Origin of the sequence: Hymenobacter lapidiphilus, from assembly GCF_013377885.1 — a bacterium.
Taxonomy (GTDB): Bacteria; Bacteroidota; Bacteroidia; order Cytophagales; family Hymenobacteraceae; genus Hymenobacter; species Hymenobacter lapidiphilus.
Map to the genome: position 1 here is coordinate 72,828 of NZ_JABKAU010000012.1, position 16,547 is coordinate 89,374.

General features: G+C 59.4%; 15 protein-coding genes. 4 read left to right on the top strand and 11 right to left on the bottom strand.

Annotated elements, in window-relative coordinates; all coding sequences use genetic code 11:
• Positions 1-87 precede the first annotated feature (87 nt).
• Positions 88-1,572, top strand: coding sequence for a cell division protein FtsZ (gene ftsZ / locus HW554_RS08585; RefSeq protein WP_176908170.1), 1,485 nt, complete (start codon positions 88-90; stop codon positions 1,570-1,572).
• 85 nt (positions 1,573-1,657) lie between these two features.
• Here ftsZ and HW554_RS08590 read toward each other — a convergent pair whose 3' ends face one another.
• The 5 genes from HW554_RS08590 to HW554_RS08610 all read right to left on the bottom strand — a co-directional run bounded on the left by HW554_RS08590 (position 1,658) and on the right by HW554_RS08610 (position 6,106).
• Positions 1,658-1,822, bottom strand: a complete 165-nt coding sequence (locus tag HW554_RS08590; protein ID WP_176908171.1) for a hypothetical protein — start codon at positions 1,820-1,822, stop codon at positions 1,658-1,660.
• Between the two features lie 131 nt (positions 1,823-1,953).
• Positions 1,954-2,481 (bottom strand): NADPH-dependent FMN reductase, encoded by a 528-nt coding sequence (locus HW554_RS08595; protein WP_176908172.1) that lies wholly within the window; start codon positions 2,479-2,481, stop codon positions 1,954-1,956.
• Positions 2,482-2,587: 106 nt separating this feature from the next.
• Positions 2,588-3,343, bottom strand: coding sequence for a succinate dehydrogenase/fumarate reductase iron-sulfur subunit (locus HW554_RS08600; protein ID WP_176908173.1), 756 nt, complete (start codon positions 3,341-3,343; stop codon positions 2,588-2,590).
• Positions 3,344-3,478: 135 nt separating this feature from the next.
• Positions 3,479-5,413 carry a fumarate reductase/succinate dehydrogenase flavoprotein subunit gene (locus HW554_RS08605; protein WP_176908174.1) on the bottom strand — a complete coding sequence of 645 codons (1,935 nt, stop codon included), beginning with the start codon at positions 5,411-5,413 and terminating at the stop codon, positions 3,479-3,481.
• 18 nt (positions 5,414-5,431) lie between these two features.
• Positions 5,432-6,106, bottom strand: a complete 675-nt coding sequence (locus HW554_RS08610; RefSeq protein WP_176908175.1) for a succinate dehydrogenase cytochrome b subunit — start codon at positions 6,104-6,106, stop codon at positions 5,432-5,434.
• Between the two features lie 239 nt (positions 6,107-6,345).
• Between HW554_RS08610 and HW554_RS08615 the strand changes: the two genes are divergently transcribed.
• Together HW554_RS08615 and fabD are read left to right on the top strand one after the other, a co-directional pair.
• Positions 6,346-9,192, top strand: coding sequence for a T9SS type B sorting domain-containing protein (locus HW554_RS08615; protein ID WP_176908176.1), 2,847 nt, complete (start codon positions 6,346-6,348; stop codon positions 9,190-9,192).
• A 198-nt stretch (positions 9,193-9,390) separates the two neighbouring features.
• A complete protein-coding gene (gene fabD / locus HW554_RS08620) occupies positions 9,391-10,278 on the top strand; it encodes an ACP S-malonyltransferase (RefSeq protein ID WP_176908177.1) in 888 nt (295 codons plus the stop codon).
• 85 nt (positions 10,279-10,363) lie between these two features.
• Here the strand turns inward: fabD and folK are convergent, their stop codons facing one another.
• Genes folK through HW554_RS08635 form a run of 3 tightly spaced genes read right to left on the bottom strand, consistent with a single transcriptional unit; the run spans position 10,364 to position 12,340 of the window.
• Positions 10,364-10,858 (bottom strand): 2-amino-4-hydroxy-6-hydroxymethyldihydropteridine diphosphokinase, encoded by a 495-nt coding sequence (folK, locus tag HW554_RS08625; protein WP_176908178.1) that lies wholly within the window; start codon positions 10,856-10,858, stop codon positions 10,364-10,366.
• A 4-nt stretch (positions 10,859-10,862) separates the two neighbouring features.
• The gene (locus HW554_RS08630) at positions 10,863-11,456 is read right to left on the bottom strand and encodes a hypothetical protein (RefSeq protein WP_176908179.1); all 594 of its coding nucleotides are present in this window, start codon (positions 11,454-11,456) and stop codon (positions 10,863-10,865) included.
• Between the two features lie 11 nt (positions 11,457-11,467).
• Positions 11,468-12,340, bottom strand: coding sequence for an alpha/beta hydrolase family protein (locus HW554_RS08635; RefSeq protein ID WP_176908180.1), 873 nt, complete (start codon positions 12,338-12,340; stop codon positions 11,468-11,470).
• Between the two features lie 167 nt (positions 12,341-12,507).
• Between HW554_RS08635 and HW554_RS08640 the strand changes: the two genes are divergently transcribed.
• Complete coding sequence (locus tag HW554_RS08640) at positions 12,508-13,488, top strand: polyprenyl synthetase family protein (protein WP_176908181.1); 981 nt, start codon at positions 12,508-12,510, stop codon at positions 13,486-13,488.
• 95 nt (positions 13,489-13,583) lie between these two features.
• On the opposite strand, the gene HW554_RS08645 is transcribed toward HW554_RS08640, so the two are convergent.
• From HW554_RS08645 to HW554_RS08655, 3 genes are all read right to left on the bottom strand, one after another.
• Complete coding sequence (locus HW554_RS08645; RefSeq protein WP_176908182.1) at positions 13,584-13,880, bottom strand: hypothetical protein; 297 nt, start codon at positions 13,878-13,880, stop codon at positions 13,584-13,586.
• 173 nt (positions 13,881-14,053) lie between these two features.
• Entirely contained in the window at positions 14,054-14,920 is an 867-nt protein-coding gene (locus HW554_RS08650; RefSeq protein ID WP_176908183.1) for a universal stress protein, read from the bottom strand.
• 113 nt (positions 14,921-15,033) lie between these two features.
• Positions 15,034-16,332 carry a peroxiredoxin family protein gene (locus tag HW554_RS08655; RefSeq protein WP_176908184.1) on the bottom strand — a complete coding sequence of 433 codons (1,299 nt, stop codon included), beginning with the start codon at positions 16,330-16,332 and terminating at the stop codon, positions 15,034-15,036.
• Positions 16,333-16,547: the final 215 nt, after the last annotated feature.

The following is a 16,547-nucleotide window of genomic DNA, read 5'->3' on the forward strand; positions in this document are numbered from 1 at the left end:
AGTTAAAAATCAAGAATTGCTGCTCTGCCAAGACCGTCAATTCTTGATTTTTAATTTTTGACTTTTAATTCCTAATTGACCCTACGCATGAATTATACCTTCGACATACAGCCGCAATCGACCTCCATCATCAAAGTGATTGGTGTGGGCGGTGGTGGCTCCAATGCGGTCAAACACATGTATGCTCAGGGCATAAAAGACGTGGAGTTTGTAATCTGCAATACCGACAAGCAGGCCCTGGCATCGTCGCCCGTACCTAACCGCATGCAAATTGGCATCGACCTGACCGAAGGGCTAGGGGCGGGGGCAAACCCCGAGAGGGGCAAGCAGGCCGCCATCGAGAGCCGCGAGCAGATTCGCGAGTTGCTGAGCAACGGTACCCGCATGGTATTCATTACGGCAGGCATGGGCGGTGGCACCGGTACCGGGGCTGCGCCCGTAATTGCCAAGGTGGCTAAGGAGCTGGGCATTCTCACGGTAGGCATCGTAACGGCCCCGTTCATGTTTGAGGGCCGTAAAAAGCGCCAGCAGGCCGAGCAGGGCATCAAAGAGCTAAGCGAAGACTGCGACACAGTGTTGGTAATTCTCAACGACAAGATCCGCGAGATGTACGGCAACCTGCCCCTGAGCGCGGCCTTTGCCAAAGCAGATACTGTACTGACGACGGCTGCCAAGTCGATTGCCGAGATTATCACGGTAACCTCGGACGTGAACGTGGACTTTGAAGACGTGAAAACGGTGATGAAGGACTCGGGCGCAGCCGTAATGGGCAGCAGCGTAACGGAAGGCGAGAACCGCGCTGCCCGGGCCGCTGAGGAGGCCTTGGCCTCGCCGCTGCTCAACAACACCGATATTCACGGCGCCCAGCGTATTCTGCTCAGCATCATGTCGGGCGACCAGGCCGAGCTGGAGATGGACGAGCTGACCGAAATCACGGAGTACATCCAGGACAAGGCCGGCCAGAATGCCGAGGTTATTTTTGGTCACGGCATCGACCCTTCGCTGGGTCAGAGCATTCGCGTAACCGTAATTGCCACCGGTTTCGCCCGCGACGCCCACAACATTACGGCCGTAGTACCCCGCGACGATGCCCGTGCCGACCCTACGACCGGACCAGACCGGCAGGACGAGGAGCCCGCTACGGCCGCGCCGCTTGTGCCTACGTTTAGCAGCCCCGCGCCCATCGAGCCCCCGGTCGTAATCCGCGACCTTGATACTTCGCCCCCGCAACACAGCACCGCGCCGGTATCGGCCCCATCTATGCCGGCTCCTGAGCCGCAGTTGCAGCACCAGTACCCGCCGCAGCAGCCTGTGGCTACTATGCAGCAAAGCGTACCCCGTCCTTCCCTGGAAGCCCGTGCCGAGGACCGCCGCCAACGCCTGCAGGCCCTGAGCAACGGCCTGACCAATGACGCGCTGAAAGATCAGCTGGAAACCCCGGCCTATCTGCGCCGTCAGGTGAAGCTGGAAAACGTGGTGCCTTCTTCGGAGCAGAACGTGAGCCGCTTCAACCTCTCCGACGACAACGAGCTGCTGGGCGACAACCGCTTCCTGCACGACAACGTGGATTAGCTGACAGTTTTACCCGCTAACCCATAAAGCAACAGGCCGCCCCGACGAATTCGTCGGGGCGGCCTGTTGCTTTATGGGTTAGCTTTTATCGTAACGAATCGGGGCTCATAGGCTGGGTCGAGTCGCTCGGAAACTTACCCGGGTGCATCATTTCGCGCTCGGGGGCAAGCTGGCTGCTTTTACCCCGCCGTGGCGTGAGCGTACAGGAACTCAGGAGAGCGAAACCAGCGAGCAGCAGGATATATTTCATCGGCAGAAAACAGTTAATCGAAACAGCCCTTACGCAGATAACCGGCTTTCGGCCATCTGCTGGTCCGCTAACGAAACCGTTTCTGCCATATTGTTCCTGTTACTGGCCGCTGATGCCTACTGCAGGACTGCCTAAAACCGGAGCAAGTGGGGTATTTGTTCGCGGAGCAACATCTCGTAGAAGGGTTCCGTCAGTTCACCGTCATCGTTTAGGTGCTTGTCAATAAAAGGTAGGCGCACGCGCTGGGGTAGCACGGCCGTTCCCAGGTACATGAGTACATCGGTGAGATGGTTGAGGGCTAATAAGCCGCCCTGCCCACCGCTGCTCAGCCCCACCAGCGCCGCCTTTTTGTTACTTAACGCCGAAGGGTAGGGGAGGCCATCGATAAAAGCCTTCAGCACACCTGGAAACGAGCAGTTATACTCGGGAACGATAAATACCAGCTTGTCGGCGGCACTGGCCTGCTCAGCGAGGCGGTTGAAGCCGTCGTGGCTGCCAGCGTTGGCATAGAGGGCCGAAAACGTGAAATCGGCCGGGAGCTCCAGCAAATCCAGAATGGAGGCCTCCACGTCATGCTCAGCCAACAGGCAGGCGTACAAATCGGCTAAGCGGCGGGCGCGGGAATCGGGGCGGTTGGTGCCAACAACAATTGTGAGCATTCGGGTAGTTGGAAAGGAGACGAAAGGCAATAGTAGGTAACGAAAAAGGCGAAACGGAAGCCCGCTTCGCCTTTTCAGGGAATCCTGACAGAGTAACCGCTGAACCTTATGCCAGGTTATTAGAAGTGGCCTTGGCCAACAGGAATTCCTGGTTGAGAATGGCAATGTTTTCAAGCGAGATACCCACCGGGCACTCAGCAGCGCAGGAGCCGATGTTGGTGCAGGCACCAAAACCTTCCTTGTCCATCTGGGCCACCATATTCTCGACGCGGGTTTTGCGCTCGATATGTCCCTGGGGAAGCAAGGCCAGCTGGCTTACCTTGGCCGATACGAACAGCATAGCCGAAGCATTTTTGCAGGCTGCCACGCAAGCGCCGCAACCGATGCACGTAGCGGCCTCGAAAGCACGGTCAGCAATGTTCTTCGGAATCGGAATCTCGTTGGCATCGGGTGTGCCACCGGTATTGATGCTCACGTAACCACCCGCCTGAATGATGCGGTCGAAGGCCGAGCGGTCAACGCTTAGGTCTTTGTTGATGGGGAATGCGGCCGCACGCCAAGGCTCGATAGTAATGGTGTCGCCATCGGAGAACTTGCGCATGTGCAGCTGGCAGGTAGTGGTGCCCTGCTCGGGGCCGTGAGCCCGGCCATTGATGAACAGGTTGCACGAGCCACAGATACCTTCGCGGCAGTCGTGGTCGAAAGCCACCGGCTCCTGGCCCTGGCGCAACAGGTCCTCGTTGAGCACGTCGAGCATTTCGAGGAACGACATGTCGGGCGAGATGTCCTTCACCTTGTAATCGACGATGCCACCCTCGCTCACACGATTTTTCTGCCGCCACACCTTCAGGGTGAGGTTCATTGGTTTGGCATTGGGGTTACTTCCGGCCATGTTTTTGGCTATTAGCTGTTAGCTGATAGCTGTTAGCTTGTCGGGCTGAAGGGGCTGTTGGCACGAAGCTAACAGCTAACAGCTAAAGGCTAACAGCTGAAAAAATTACTTGTAGCTGCGCTGGGTGAGCTTCACGTTCTCGAACGTCAACTCCTCTTTGTTCAGCTTTTCGGGCTGGTTGTCGCCCATGTACTCCCAAGCGGCAACATAAGCATAGTCGTCGTCGTTGCGCAGTGCCTCGCCTTCGGGGGTCTGGTACTCCTCGCGGAAGTGACCACCGCAGCTTTCGTTGCGGTCCAGGGCATCGTCTACCATCAACTCGCCTAGCTCCAGGAAGTCGGCCACGCGGCCGGCCTTCTCCAGGGCCTGGTTCATCTCCAATTCAGTGCCGGCCAGCTTTAGGTCGCTCCAGAACTCCTGGCGCAGCTTGGCAATTTCCTGCTTGGCGAAGCGCAGGCCTTCGGCATTGCGCGACATGCCGCAGTACTCCCACATCAGGTGGCCGAGCTTCTTATGGAAGTCGTCGGGAGTGCGGGTGCCATTGATACTCATCAGCTGCTGCATCCGCGACTGTACGGCGGCCGTAGCCTCGGCAAAAGCGGGGTCTTCGGTAGTTACGGGCTTGGGCGGCGTAGAAGCCAGGTAATCACCAATCGTGTAAGGAATCACGAAATAGCCGTCGGCCAGGCCCTGCATGAGGGCCGAAGCGCCGAGACGGTTGGCACCGTGGTCGGAGAAGTTACACTCGCCGGTGGCGTAGAGGCCCTTCACCGTGGTCTGCAGGTTGTAATCAACCCAGAGGCCACCCATGGTATAGTGAACCGCCGGGTAGATGCGCATGGGCCGCTCGTAGGGGTTCTCTCCGGTGATTTTGGCGTACATGTCGAACAGGTTGCCATACTTCTGGCTAACTGCTTCGGCCGAGGTCCGCTGGATAACGTCGGCAAAATCGAGGTACACGGCCAGGCCGGTGCTGCCTACGCCACGACCTTCGTCGCACATCATCTTGGCGTTGCGCGAAGCCACATCGCGGGGCACCAGGTTACCGAAAGCCGGGTACTTGCGCTCCAGGAAGTAGTCACGGTCGGCCTCCGCAATGTCGTTCACATTGATTTCGCCCTTGCGCAGGCGCTCAGCCGTTTCTTTGGTAGCTGGTACCCACACGCGGCCGTCATTACGCAACGACTCCGACATAAGCGTCAGCTTCGACTGGTAATCGCCCGATACGGGGATACAGGTAGGGTGAATCTGGGTGAAGCAGGGGTTGGCGAAGTACGCACCCTTTTTGTGGGCCCGCCACGCCGCGGTGGCGTTGCAGTACATGGCGTTGGTGCTCAGGAAGAACACGTTGCCATAGCCGCCGGTGGCCAGCACCACGGCGTGGGCCGCATGCTGCTCAATCTCACCGGTGAGCAGGTTGCGGGTGATAATACCGCGAGCCTGTCCGTCTACCGTCACCAGGTCCAGCATTTCGGAGCGGGTATACAGCTTCACTTTGCCATACGCCACCTGCCGCGACAAAGCCGAGTAAGCACCCAGCAGCAACTGCTGGCCAGTCTGGCCGCGGGCATAGAACGTGCGGCTTACCTGTGCACCACCGAACGAGCGGTTGGCCAATAGCCCCCCGTATTCGCGGGCGAAGGGTACACCCTGGGCTACGCACTGGTCGATAATATTGACTGACACCTGGGCCAGGCGATACACGTTGGCCTCACGGGAACGGTAGTCACCACCTTTCACAGTGTCGTAGAACAGGCGGTACACCGAGTCGCCGTCGTTCTGGTAGTTTTTGGCGGCATTGATACCACCCTGAGCGGCGATGGAGTGCGCCCGACGAGGGGAGTCGTGAAAAGTGAAAGCCTTTACGTTGTAGCCCAGCTCAGCCAGCGAAGCTGCCGCCGAAGCGCCGGCCAGACCAGTGCCTACTACGATAATATCGTACTTCCGCTTATTAGACGGGTTAACGAGCTTAACGTTGAACTTATGCTTTTCCCACTTCTCGGCTATGGGACCTTCGGGGAGTTTGGAATCCGGAAACATCGGCGGCGAGTTTAGGACTTATTTGAAGAAATAGAAGTAAATCGGCATGGCAGCAAAAGCGGCACAAACCACAATTGAGAAGCCGTAACCCAGAAACTTAACGGCCGGCGTGTACTTAGGGTGTACCAAACCTAGGGTCTGGAAAGCACTGCTGAAACCGTGGAGCAAGTGATAAAGCAGGGCGAACTGCGCTGCAACATACAGGGCCACGTAAAGCGGGTTTTGAAAGGAATCGACCACGAGTGCATAGGCATTTTCGTTGCCGTTTACGTCCCGCGGTACATCACCAAAGCGCAACGAGCCGAAAAAGTTATAGAGGTGTACGACAAGGAAGAACAGCACGATAGAACCCAGCAGCGCCATGCTGCGCGAGTGCCAGGAGCTGTTTTGCTCGACGTGGTTCGACACGTAGCCCTGGCTGCCACGGGCTGCCCGGTTCTTAAGGGCCAAGCTTATGCCCTCATAGATATGGAAACCGAATCCCAATACCAGCACAATTTCCATTGTGCGAATGATTGGGTTGTGGCCCATGAACTCGGAGTACGCGTTGAAGGCGACACCATTGTCGTTGTTGAAAAGCTGGAGATTACCGACAAGGTGTACAACCAGAAACGAACAGAGAAACAGGCCGGTAACGGCCATGATGATTTTGCGGCCAATGCTGCTGGTAAGGGTTTGGGAAATCCAACTCATAGAGAGCTACTAAAGTAGGGGGTGGGGAAGTCGATTGTTATGGCCAAAGTTAGGTGCCCAGCTAGTAGGAAACAATCTGAATAGGCGGGGCTGCCTGGCCGGAATCAAACCAAAGCCAACTCCGTTAGTATCTTGCTTCGGTCTAACAACCTCCATCGTCCGACTTTTGTTAGGTTTCCGCCGGGTTTTTCCGGACCTTACTTCCTGCGGTTTATCTGCCCGCTTAGTTGCCTGATTCTATGCGTATCGCTTTACTTATCCGTCCATTGCAGCGTTGGCTGGCGGCGCTGTTGCTGCTGCTGGCCTTCCTGACAGCTGCGCCGGCTGCCCACGCTACCCACTTGGCTGCCGGCGACATTCAGGCGCGCACCGACCCGAATAACCCCCGGCGCATCTTTTTTACCCTCTCGCTCTACGTGCGTGTTCCGGGCCCCGATATAGCCGAGGAGCCTACGGTTATCATCTTTTTTGGCGACGGCACCTCCCAGCAGGATATTCCATTCGTATCGCAGACCCGCGCAGCACCGGAGTATTTGCTCAACGTGTACAAGTTTGAGCACATCTATAACTCTACCGGGGCTTATACGGTGGGCTACGCCAGCGTAAACCGGCCGGTAGGGGTGCTTAATATGGCTAATTCGGCCAATGAAAGCTTCTATATCTCGACCACCGTTCTTATAAATGCATTCATTCAGAATACTTCGCCCCAGCTGCTGGCACCAGCCATCGACAAGGGTAGCGTAGGCCAGGTATTTCTGCACAACCCCGCCGCTTTTGATGCCGAGGGCGACTCGCTGGCGTACGAGCTACAGCCCAGCCGAAGGGCCGGCGACCCGCGGGTGGCGCTTGCTACCGGCAACCGGCTCAACCCCGTACCTACCACCAACTTCACTTTCCCCAACAACCTGCCGGGCGTTGATGCCCGCCAGGTGGCCTATAGCGGGCCGCCCGTCGGAGTGCCCGGCAACGGGGCCATCTTCAGTATCGATGCCTTCACTGGCCAGGTAGTGTGGAACGCGCCGGCCCAGGTGGGTACGTATAATGTGGCCTTCGTAGTGAAGGAGTACCGCCGCACACCCGGCCGGCCCACCCAGCCCACGCTGCTGAGCGAGACAATCCGCGACATGCAGATTATCGTGCGGCCGCCCAATAACCTGCGCCCCCTCATTAATGTGCCGCCCGATGTGTGCGTGGTGGCCAATACACCGGTGCCCGGCGGCATTATAACCGCCACCGACCCCGATGGCAATCCGGTGCTGCTGGAAGCTTTTACCGGCCTGTTGCCCACGCCTGCCTCGTTCCAGCAGAGTACGAAAGGGCCGCCCGTGGCCCGTGCCCTGTTCCAATGGACACCGGCCTGCTCTTTCATCCGCCGCCAGCCCTACCAAGTGCTGTTTAAGGCCACCGATGAGCCCGGGGGCAATATTTCGCCCCTCATTGACCAGCGTATCTGGAACATTACGGTGGTGGGGCCGGCTCCGCAGAACCTGCAGGCCACGCCGCAGGGCAACAACATGCGCCTCGACTGGGACAGCTACAGCTGCCAGAATCCGGGGGCGCAGATTCTGATTTTCCGTCGTGAAAACTGTTTTGCCTTTACGCCCACTACTTGCCAGACGGGGCTGCCCGCCGGCTCGGGCTATGTACAGATTGGCAGTGTGGGCGTGGGTTCACGGACCTTCCTCGACGACAATGGCGGAGCCGGCCTGACCCGGGGCAAAACCTATTCGTACCGCATTTATGTGCGGTTTGCCCAGCCCGGTGGGGGCGAAAGCCTGGCTTCCAACGAGGCCTGCGTGAAGGTAGAGGGCCGTTCGCCCCGCCTCACCAACGTAACCGTAGACCGCACCGACGTGGCGGCGGGCCAGATTACCGTTCGCTGGAACCAGCCGGCTCCGCTGTCCAAGTTCGCCACGCCCCGTGGCTACCGCCTCTACCGCGCCACCGGCCTCAACCCCGCCGCGGCCGATTTCCGCAAGGTGTACACCACCACCAACCTGCGCGATACCACTTTCATCAATACCGGCCTCAATACGGAAGCCAACGCCTATACGTACCGGCTCGACTTCTTCAGCAACTCGGCCTTGGCGGCCGACTCGGTGGAGCGCACGCAGCCGGCCTCGAGCGTACGGCTGACGGCTACGCCCAACCCGCTGGCCAGTACCATAGGCGTTAGTTGGGTGTACAATGTGCCATGGGACAACAGCAAGCGGCCCAGTACCGTGTATCGGCGCGAGCCGGGTGGCACGTTCCGGCCCGTGGGTAAAGCTACCAGCACCGCTACCGGCGGCACTTTCGTGGACGACGGCAGGGTGCTGCCGCTGGTAAAAAACCGCACGTACTGCTACTACGTGAAGACTAACGGCACCTACGATATTGCCCTGCCCGATTCGCTCATCAACTGGAGCCAGGAGCAGTGCGCCCCGCTGCGGGCCGTGCCCTGCACGCCCATACTCACGCTCGAGCCCACCAACTGCGACAGTCTGGCCAGCCGCCTGTTCGATTTGCCAACTACGCCTACCTCGGGCATGCGTTTTACCAACTCGCTGAGATGGACGCTGAGCAACCTGCCTACGCAGGACTGTAGCCGCGACATCGTGCAGTACATCATCTACTTCGCACCTACGGCGGCCGATGAGTTAATTGAGCTGGCCCGAGTGCCCGGCACCCAGACCACCTATGAGCATACCAATCTGGCTTCGGCCCAGGGTTGCTACGCCATTCAGGCCGTTGATGGGAATGGCGCTGTGAGTGCGCTGAGCAACAAGGAGTGCAAGGACAACTGCCTGCTGTTCCTGATGCCTAACATCTTCACCCCCAACGGCGACTCGAAAAACGATACGTTCCGGCCCAAGGTGTTCAGCCCGATTGAGCGCACAGTTGTTAAGATTTACAACCGCTGGGGCACCAAGGTGTACGAGGGCAGCCAGGACCCGCTCATCAACTGGAACGGGGGCGGCACGGGCGAAGGCAACTCCAACGGCAAAGTGTCGGATGGCATGTACTTCTATCAGGCCGAGGTAACGTTCAAGGATGCCAACCGCACCACCCGTACTTTCAAAGGCTGGGTGCAGATCAACCGCTAGCCATTGTGCAAAGCCAAAAAAGCCGGATTCCCAGCGGGGAATCCGGCTTTTTTATGCGCAAAATATAGGTGTGTGGGGTGCTTGTGGGGTATTTGCACCGAGCAGTCCGACATTTTTATGCAGCTTGCGGCTGTATTCTTACCGCCCGCCCCGGCGGCGCTTCCTGCCGGAAACCGTCGTGGGGCTTATTCTGACCACATGAAAGCAGTTATCTTCCCCGGCCAGGGCAGCCAGTTCAGCGGCATGGGCCGCGAGCTGTACGAGCAGCATCCCGAAGCCAAACGCCTGATGGACCAGGCCAACGAAATCCTGGGCTTTTCGCTTACCGACGCCATGTTTGCAGGTTCCGATGAGGAGCTGCGCCGCACCGACGTGACCCAGCCGGCCATTTTCCTGCACTCGGTGGCGCTGGCCGCAGTGCTGCCCGATTTCCGTCCGGATATGGTAGCCGGTCACTCGCTGGGCGAGTTTTCGGCGCTGGTAGCCGCTAAAGTGCTGCGCTTTGAAGATGCCCTGCAGCTGGTAGCCCAGCGGGCCCGTGCCATGCAGGCCGCCTGCCAGGAGCAGCCCGGCACAATGGCCGCCATCCTGGCCCTCGACGACGATACCACGGCCCGCATCTGCCAGGAAATTACGGCGGGCGGCGACATTGTGGTAGCCGCTAACTACAACTGCCCCGGCCAATTGGTGGTGTCGGGCTCACAGCGCGGCATCGAGCTGGCCTGCGAGCAACTGAAGTCCGCCGGGGCCAAGCGCGCCCTGCCGCTGCCCGTAGGCGGGGCCTTCCACTCGCCACTGATGCAGTCGGCCGAAGCGGCACTGGCCGAAGCCATTGCCAAAACGAGCTTCGCAGCCGGTATCTGCCCCGTGTACCAGAACGTGGACGCCGCCCCGCACACCGACCCCGACGAAATCCGCGAGAACCTCGTGCGCCAGCTCACGGCCCCCGTCCGCTGGACCCAGAGCGTGCAGCGCATGGTGCTGGACGGTGCCACTGAGTTTGTGGAGTGCGGCCCCGGCAAGGTCCTGCAGGGCCTCGTCAAGAAGATTGCGCCAGAGGTTTTGGCTGGCTCAGCAGTACTGTAATTCGTTTCGATGCTACCGGAAAGGTCCTGCCAGTCAAAGGCAGGACTTTTTTTATGAGCCGAATTTCCCGTCTCACCCACCAGAATCAACGAGGCTCGCCAGTTACCCGCGTAACCGCAAGCTCGTCGGAACACTCTGCCAACAACTCGGCTACCGTACAACCGAGCCCCGGATGCACCGCGTTAGCCGCAATTTCGGCCAGAGGCAGCAAGGCAAAGCGGCGCTCTGGTAGGCGCGGGTGCGGTAGCTGGAGCGTGGGTGTATCGAGTACTAAGTCATCATAAAGCAATATATCTACGTCGAGGGTGCGGGAACCCCAGCGCACCAGCCGCTGCCGGCCCGCATGCTGCTCGGCGGCCAGGCAGGCGGCCAGTAACTGGGCGGGGGAGAGGCTGGTCTGCACTTCCAGCGCCTGATTTAGGAAGGCCGGCTGCTCGGTCAGGCCCCAGGCGGCTGTTTCATAGAGGCCCGAGGCGGCCGTTATGGGGCCGGCCGTGCGGCCCAGCTCGGCCACGGCGGCCTGCAGCGTGGCGGTCCGGTCGCCGAGGTTGGAGCCCAGCAGCAGGTAGGCAATCGGCATAAGCTTAGGCGGAAACAGCAGGCAGGTAAAAGCGCCGGTATACCAGCCACGCTATCAGCCAGAGGCCTGCCAGAATGAGGAACAGGATGGAAACTATCCCGTTTGGTGCGCGCGCTACCGTTGCCGATAGCAACAGCCCACCTATAAACATAGCCGTGGCAGCAAAGCCCGGCCGCTCAAAAAAGTCGAGCCCGCGGTAGAAGCCCAGGTAAAGCAGGGCGATGGTGAAGATTTGCGGAAGGTCGTATATCCGTCCGTCGCCCACGCCGTCCAGGAAGTTGCCGGGCAGCGCCAGCGTCAGGAGCAGCAGCAGAAACAGGGGAATGCGGGAGATGGAAAAGGTTTTGGACTGAATCAGCAGGTCGGTTTTGCTGGTGTTGCCTACGGCCATTTCGCCGGGACTCTGCCAGCTAAAGCGTGCCCGGAAAACCTGATAGGCAATGCACGCAAGCAACACGGTTACCACCAAGCCCACCCCGATTTCGGCCGAAACAGGGCCCTGCCAGAAGGTGTAGAGCGTTGCTGCCACGCCCCCAACGGCCGCGCTAAAATAAAAATTAACGGCCAGCACGAACAGGCTGGTAAGGAGCTTTCTCATGCGGTTCAAGCCTAAAAGCGGCGCTTAAAAAACTCGGCCGTAGCCTCTGCAGCCTGCCGGGCCTGTTCGGGCAGTTCGGGCGAGGGCCAGGGATGGGTGCCGCCGAAGTTGTGGGTGGTGCCGGGCAGCACCAGTAGCTCAGTAGTGGGTTGCCACGCGTGTAGCTGTTGGGCGCGGGCCAGCGGCACGGTTTCGTCCTGGTCGCCGTGCAGGATAAGTACGGGGCGGTCGTGGAGGCGCTGGCGCAGGTTCTGCTCGATGTCGAGGCGGGCCTGGTGCTTGTAGTAATTCTCGACGAGCTGGTAGCCGAGTGGCAGCTGCTGCTTGGTGCGCGAGTTCTCCACATATACCACGCCCTGCTGCTGCCAGTCGGCCATCTGCTGCTCCGTCCAGCCCGGGTTTACATTGCTGATGGCGGCCCAGCTAGCCACGGCCTGTACGCGGGAGTCTTCGGCCGCTTTCAGCAGTACCAGCCCGCCGCCGCGGCTGTGGCCGATGAGAGCGAGGCGTGAGAGGTCCATTTCGGGAGCCGGAATTTCTGTGGCGCCCGGCTGGTGCAGGGCATCGAGCAGGGCCCCCAGGTCATCGAGCTCTATGCTGAAATTGTTGCGGCCAAACGCCTCCAGGTCCTCCAGGTCGCCGGTGCCGCCTACTACCACGCCGTTGTGCGAGAGATTAATCTTCACAAACACGAAGCCCCGGCGGGCAAACCAGTCGGCCAGCACATGGAAGTGCCCCCAGTCTTTAAACCCCTTGAAGCCGTGCACAAACACCACCACCGGCTTGGCTTGGCCGTCGGGCACGAAGCGCGCATCGGCCGCAAACGGGCGGTTGTGGCCGGGGCCGGATAGCAAAAAATCGACAGAAACAGGCTGATTGGGCATAAAACGAAGGTAATAAGACAGGACTAAACTGTTATGCCTGCACACCAGGAACCCGGGTAGACCTCCGGGGTTTGCATGCGCTATTCCGAATCAAGTTTCCCCCTGGGCGGCATAACAGGTGGCCCCTGCGCCTTTTCCCGTATCATTGCATTGCCCAATTACGCCGCATGACCATTTCGCTGGACCAGATACAGGCTCCGATTGCCTTGGAGATGGTGGAATTCGAAAAGAAATTCCGCCAGTCGATGCAGACCAAACAGCTGCTGCTCGACAAAATCATGGGCTACATAGTGAAGCGCAAGGGCAAGCAGATCCGGCCGATGTTCGTGTTTTTCACGGCCAAAATCTGCGGGGGCGACCCGCTGCCCGAAGCCACTTTCCGCGGCGCGGCCCTGATTGAACTGCTGCATACGGCCACGCTTGTGCACGACGACGTGGTGGACGAAAGCAACTACCGGCGCGGCTTTTTTTCCATCAATGCGCTCTGGAAAAACAAGATAGCCGTGCTCGTAGGCGACTACCTGTTGAGTAAGGGCCTGCTGCTGAGTCTGGAAAACGACGATTACGCCCTGCTCAAGATTGTGAGCAACGCGGTGAAGGAGCTTAGCGAAGGCGAACTGCTGCAGATTGAAAAGGCCCGCCGCCTCGACATCACCGAGGACGTGTACTTCGATATCATCCGCCAGAAAACGGCCTCGCTCATTGCCTCCTGCTGCGCCGTGGGCGCTTCCTCGGCCGGTGCCGACCTCGAAACGGTAGAGCGCGCCCGGCTGTTTGGCGAGAAGGTGGGCATGGCTTTCCAGATAAAGGACGACCTATTCGACTACGGCACGGCCGAAATCGGCAAGCCGCTGGGCATCGATATCAAGGAGAAAAAGATGACCCTTCCGCTGATCTACGCCCTGCAAAAAGCCGACTGGCTTACCAAGCGCCGCGTAATTTTCAACGTAAAAAACAACGACGGCCGCCGCGACCGGGTGCAGCAGGTGATAGAGTTCGTGAAGCAGTCGGGCGGGCTTGACTATGCCATTGGGGTGATGGAGCGCTACCGCGACGAGGCGGTGACCGTGCTACGTACCTTCCCCGAGTCGGCCTCGCGCACCTCACTCGAACAGCTCATCAACTACACCATCGAGCGCGAAAAGTAGCCGCCTCGCGTTCCGAAGCCTGTCAGTTGAACAGCAGAACAGCCACTCCCGCTGGAAGTAGCTGTTCTGCTGTTCAACTGACAGGCTTCGGGATACTAGTGCTGTACCTGGTAATACACTTGGTCGGCTTTCACTTCCGATACTTCGAAGCGTACGCCCTTGGGGTTGCTGGTGACGGTGATTTCGTGGGTCATTTCGCAGCTGGGGCACTTCAACTGTTCGGTTTCGTACTGGCCATCATCGGGCATGGTGGCGAAGTGCTCGGCGGCGGGCACCCCGATGGAAGCCGTGAAAACATCCTGGTGGCACTTGTTGCACTCGAATTTGAGGCCCACGGTATGGCCCTGAAGTTCATCGACGGGGGCGGGGGTGTTTTTTTGCTGAATCCACATAAGAAGAAATGAGTTTGGTGAACAATAGATGGCAGTAACGGCGAGGCCTGTGGGCCTCAGTAGGTGTACGCACAAAAGCCAACGCGGGGTTGGGCCGGTACTGGACCAGCCCAACCCCGCGTTGGCTCTTGTGCACTTACCTGGTAATGGGAAAGTATCCCTGGTATAACTCCCTACAGGTGGAATGTCAGTACCGGCTGGGCCGCCTCGGTTGCCACTTTCTCGGCAATGCTGGCCTGGAAAAAGCGGCTGAACGCCGAGCGGGCGTGGGTGGGCACTACAATAAGGCCGGCACCCAGCTTTCGGGCCGCATCCTCAATGCCGCCTTCAATGCTGCCAGCCTCCATGAGCACGGCCTCGGCGTGGGTCAGTTGATGGCGGGCGATAAAGTCGTCTATCTGCTGGCGGGCCGGACCTGCCGCCTCATCCGTTACACGCAGCAGGTGCAGGCGGGCATCCGGAAATAGCTGGCGTACCTGCTGCAGACCGGGCACTGCCTGGTCGGCTTCGGCCGAAAAATCGGAGGCAAATACAATGTCGCGCACGGCATCGAGGTTGGTGGCGTGCTTGATGGCCAACACCGGGCAGGGGGCCAGGCGTACCAGCTGCTCGGTATTCGACGAGGCAAAGAAGCGCTCCAGCGCTTCGTGCTGCTGGGTGCCAAGTACCACCAGGTCGATGTGGCGCTGCTCAATCACCTTCAGAATAGCCTCATCGACCTCAACCTGGTCCAGTACCTCATGCACGGGAACATCGGGGGCCATTTGGGCTGCTTCGGCCAGCAGCTGCTGCATCCGCTGATGGGTCACTTCCATCAGCCTGACGACAAAAATTCGGTCGATGCCGTAGGCGTTGGGCAGCTCGGCGCCGTTGGTAGGCCCGCCAAAAGCGCTGAAGTTGGCCGACCCCTGGGCGTCGGGGATGGGCAGCACGTGCAGCAGCGTTACGTTGCCGCCCACGCGCTGGGCCAGCTGCAGGGCGGCCCGTAAGGCGTGGTGCGCCTCGGCCGAAAAATCGGTGGGAACCAGAATGTTTTTCATGAGCCGGAAGGAAAAAAAGTGGAACAAAAAACGTCGCCCGGGCAACACCAAGCCGGAGCAGGACATTGCCCGGGCGACGCTATGCTATACGTAGCCCAACTATAAAAGCGCCGCTACTCGGCTAGCAGCTGGTCAATTGTTTTGTTGAATTCGGCGTTCTGCTGCTCGTAATACTTGCCGGTGCCGGGGCCCGAAAAACCAGTATGAATCTTCCGGACTTCGCCCTTCTTATCAATGAAAATGGTGGTCGGGAAGGCCAGCACTTTCTGGATCTGGGGCAGCGACTTGCTGGCCATATCCTTGTCGGCCACGCCGGCCACGGCCAGGTCGTAGCCCACATTCATGCGTTCCTTCATCTTAAGCAGCTTGCGGGCTGCTACCTCCTGGTCAGGCGTGCGCTCGTAGCCCAGGCCAATAATTTCGACGCCGCGCTCCATGTTCTTCTCGTACCAGGGGGCCAGGAAGTTGGTTTCGTCCATGCAGTTGGGGCACCACGAGCCCAGCAGCTGCACTACCAGCACCTTGCCGCGGTACTTTGGGTCGGAGGGCGAGATGCTGCCGCCTGCGAGGATGTTAGGAAACTTGAACTCCAGCTTCTTCTGGCCGGGCTTCATGCCGGTCAGGGCGTTGGCATCGGGCAACTTGGCGTCGGGGTCCTTCACTGCAGTCCAGGTTTCGTGTCCGGTGAGGCCGGAGTAGAAGTCGCCTTCTATGCGCGTGGCATTATCGGGGGTGGTGCTTCCGGGCTGCTTGCCCGTAAACAAAAAACCGTGGCTTCCGTCGAAAGTGCTTAGCATAAGCGTATTGCCATCTGCCTGCCCCGAAAGGTAGCGGTAGTCGCCGGTGCTGGTAAGAAACGTGCCCGTAACGCCCGCCGGCGTTTGCGTGAATACGCCCACGGCCGGATAGGTCTTGCCGGTATCATCTTTGAAACTGACTTTCCAGGTGCCGTCGAAGGAGGTTACCTTCTGATCGGCCATCACCGGAAATAGCGGTTGCGCGCCCAGCTCGGCCGTAAATGGTACGCGGTAAGGCTTGTTGGCGTCGTACTTCACCCAGGCCCCCGTCAGCTTGCCTTCGCCAGCGGCCCGTACCACCAGCGCGGCATCAAACACGCCCAGCCTGATGGTGGTTGAGTCGCCGGCCGTCGTTATTTCGTCGAGCTTGAGGCGCTCCTCGCCGTTGCGGAGCGTTACGGTGGGCTGGCCACCGGCGGTGGCTACATCGAACAGAAACGGTATTTCCTGGCCCTGGGCCGAGAGTACGCCGCGCCAGATACCGGCCGTGAGCGGCGAAGTAGCCGCGCCGGCCGCAGTGGTTTCGGCGGTTTTAGAATCAGACTGGCAGGCTGTAGCGGCCAGCGCGAGGGTGACCCCAGCTATGGCCTTGCGCAAAGAGAAGGCAACGGGCATGGTTGAAAAAGAGTAAAAGTGAAACAGGGGCTAAACTACGGCACCGCCCGCATAGTTTGGGTGGGCCCGCGCCGGCGGGTGGCCGCAGCCGCCAGTCGGGTTCTTTTGAGAGCTTCTAAATAGGCCCTTAGCCGAACCCGTTGGCACTTATTTGACTTGCCGGACCCCGGCGCTTAACTATATTTGCATGTCTGCCCCGGCAGGCTCGTTCTCTC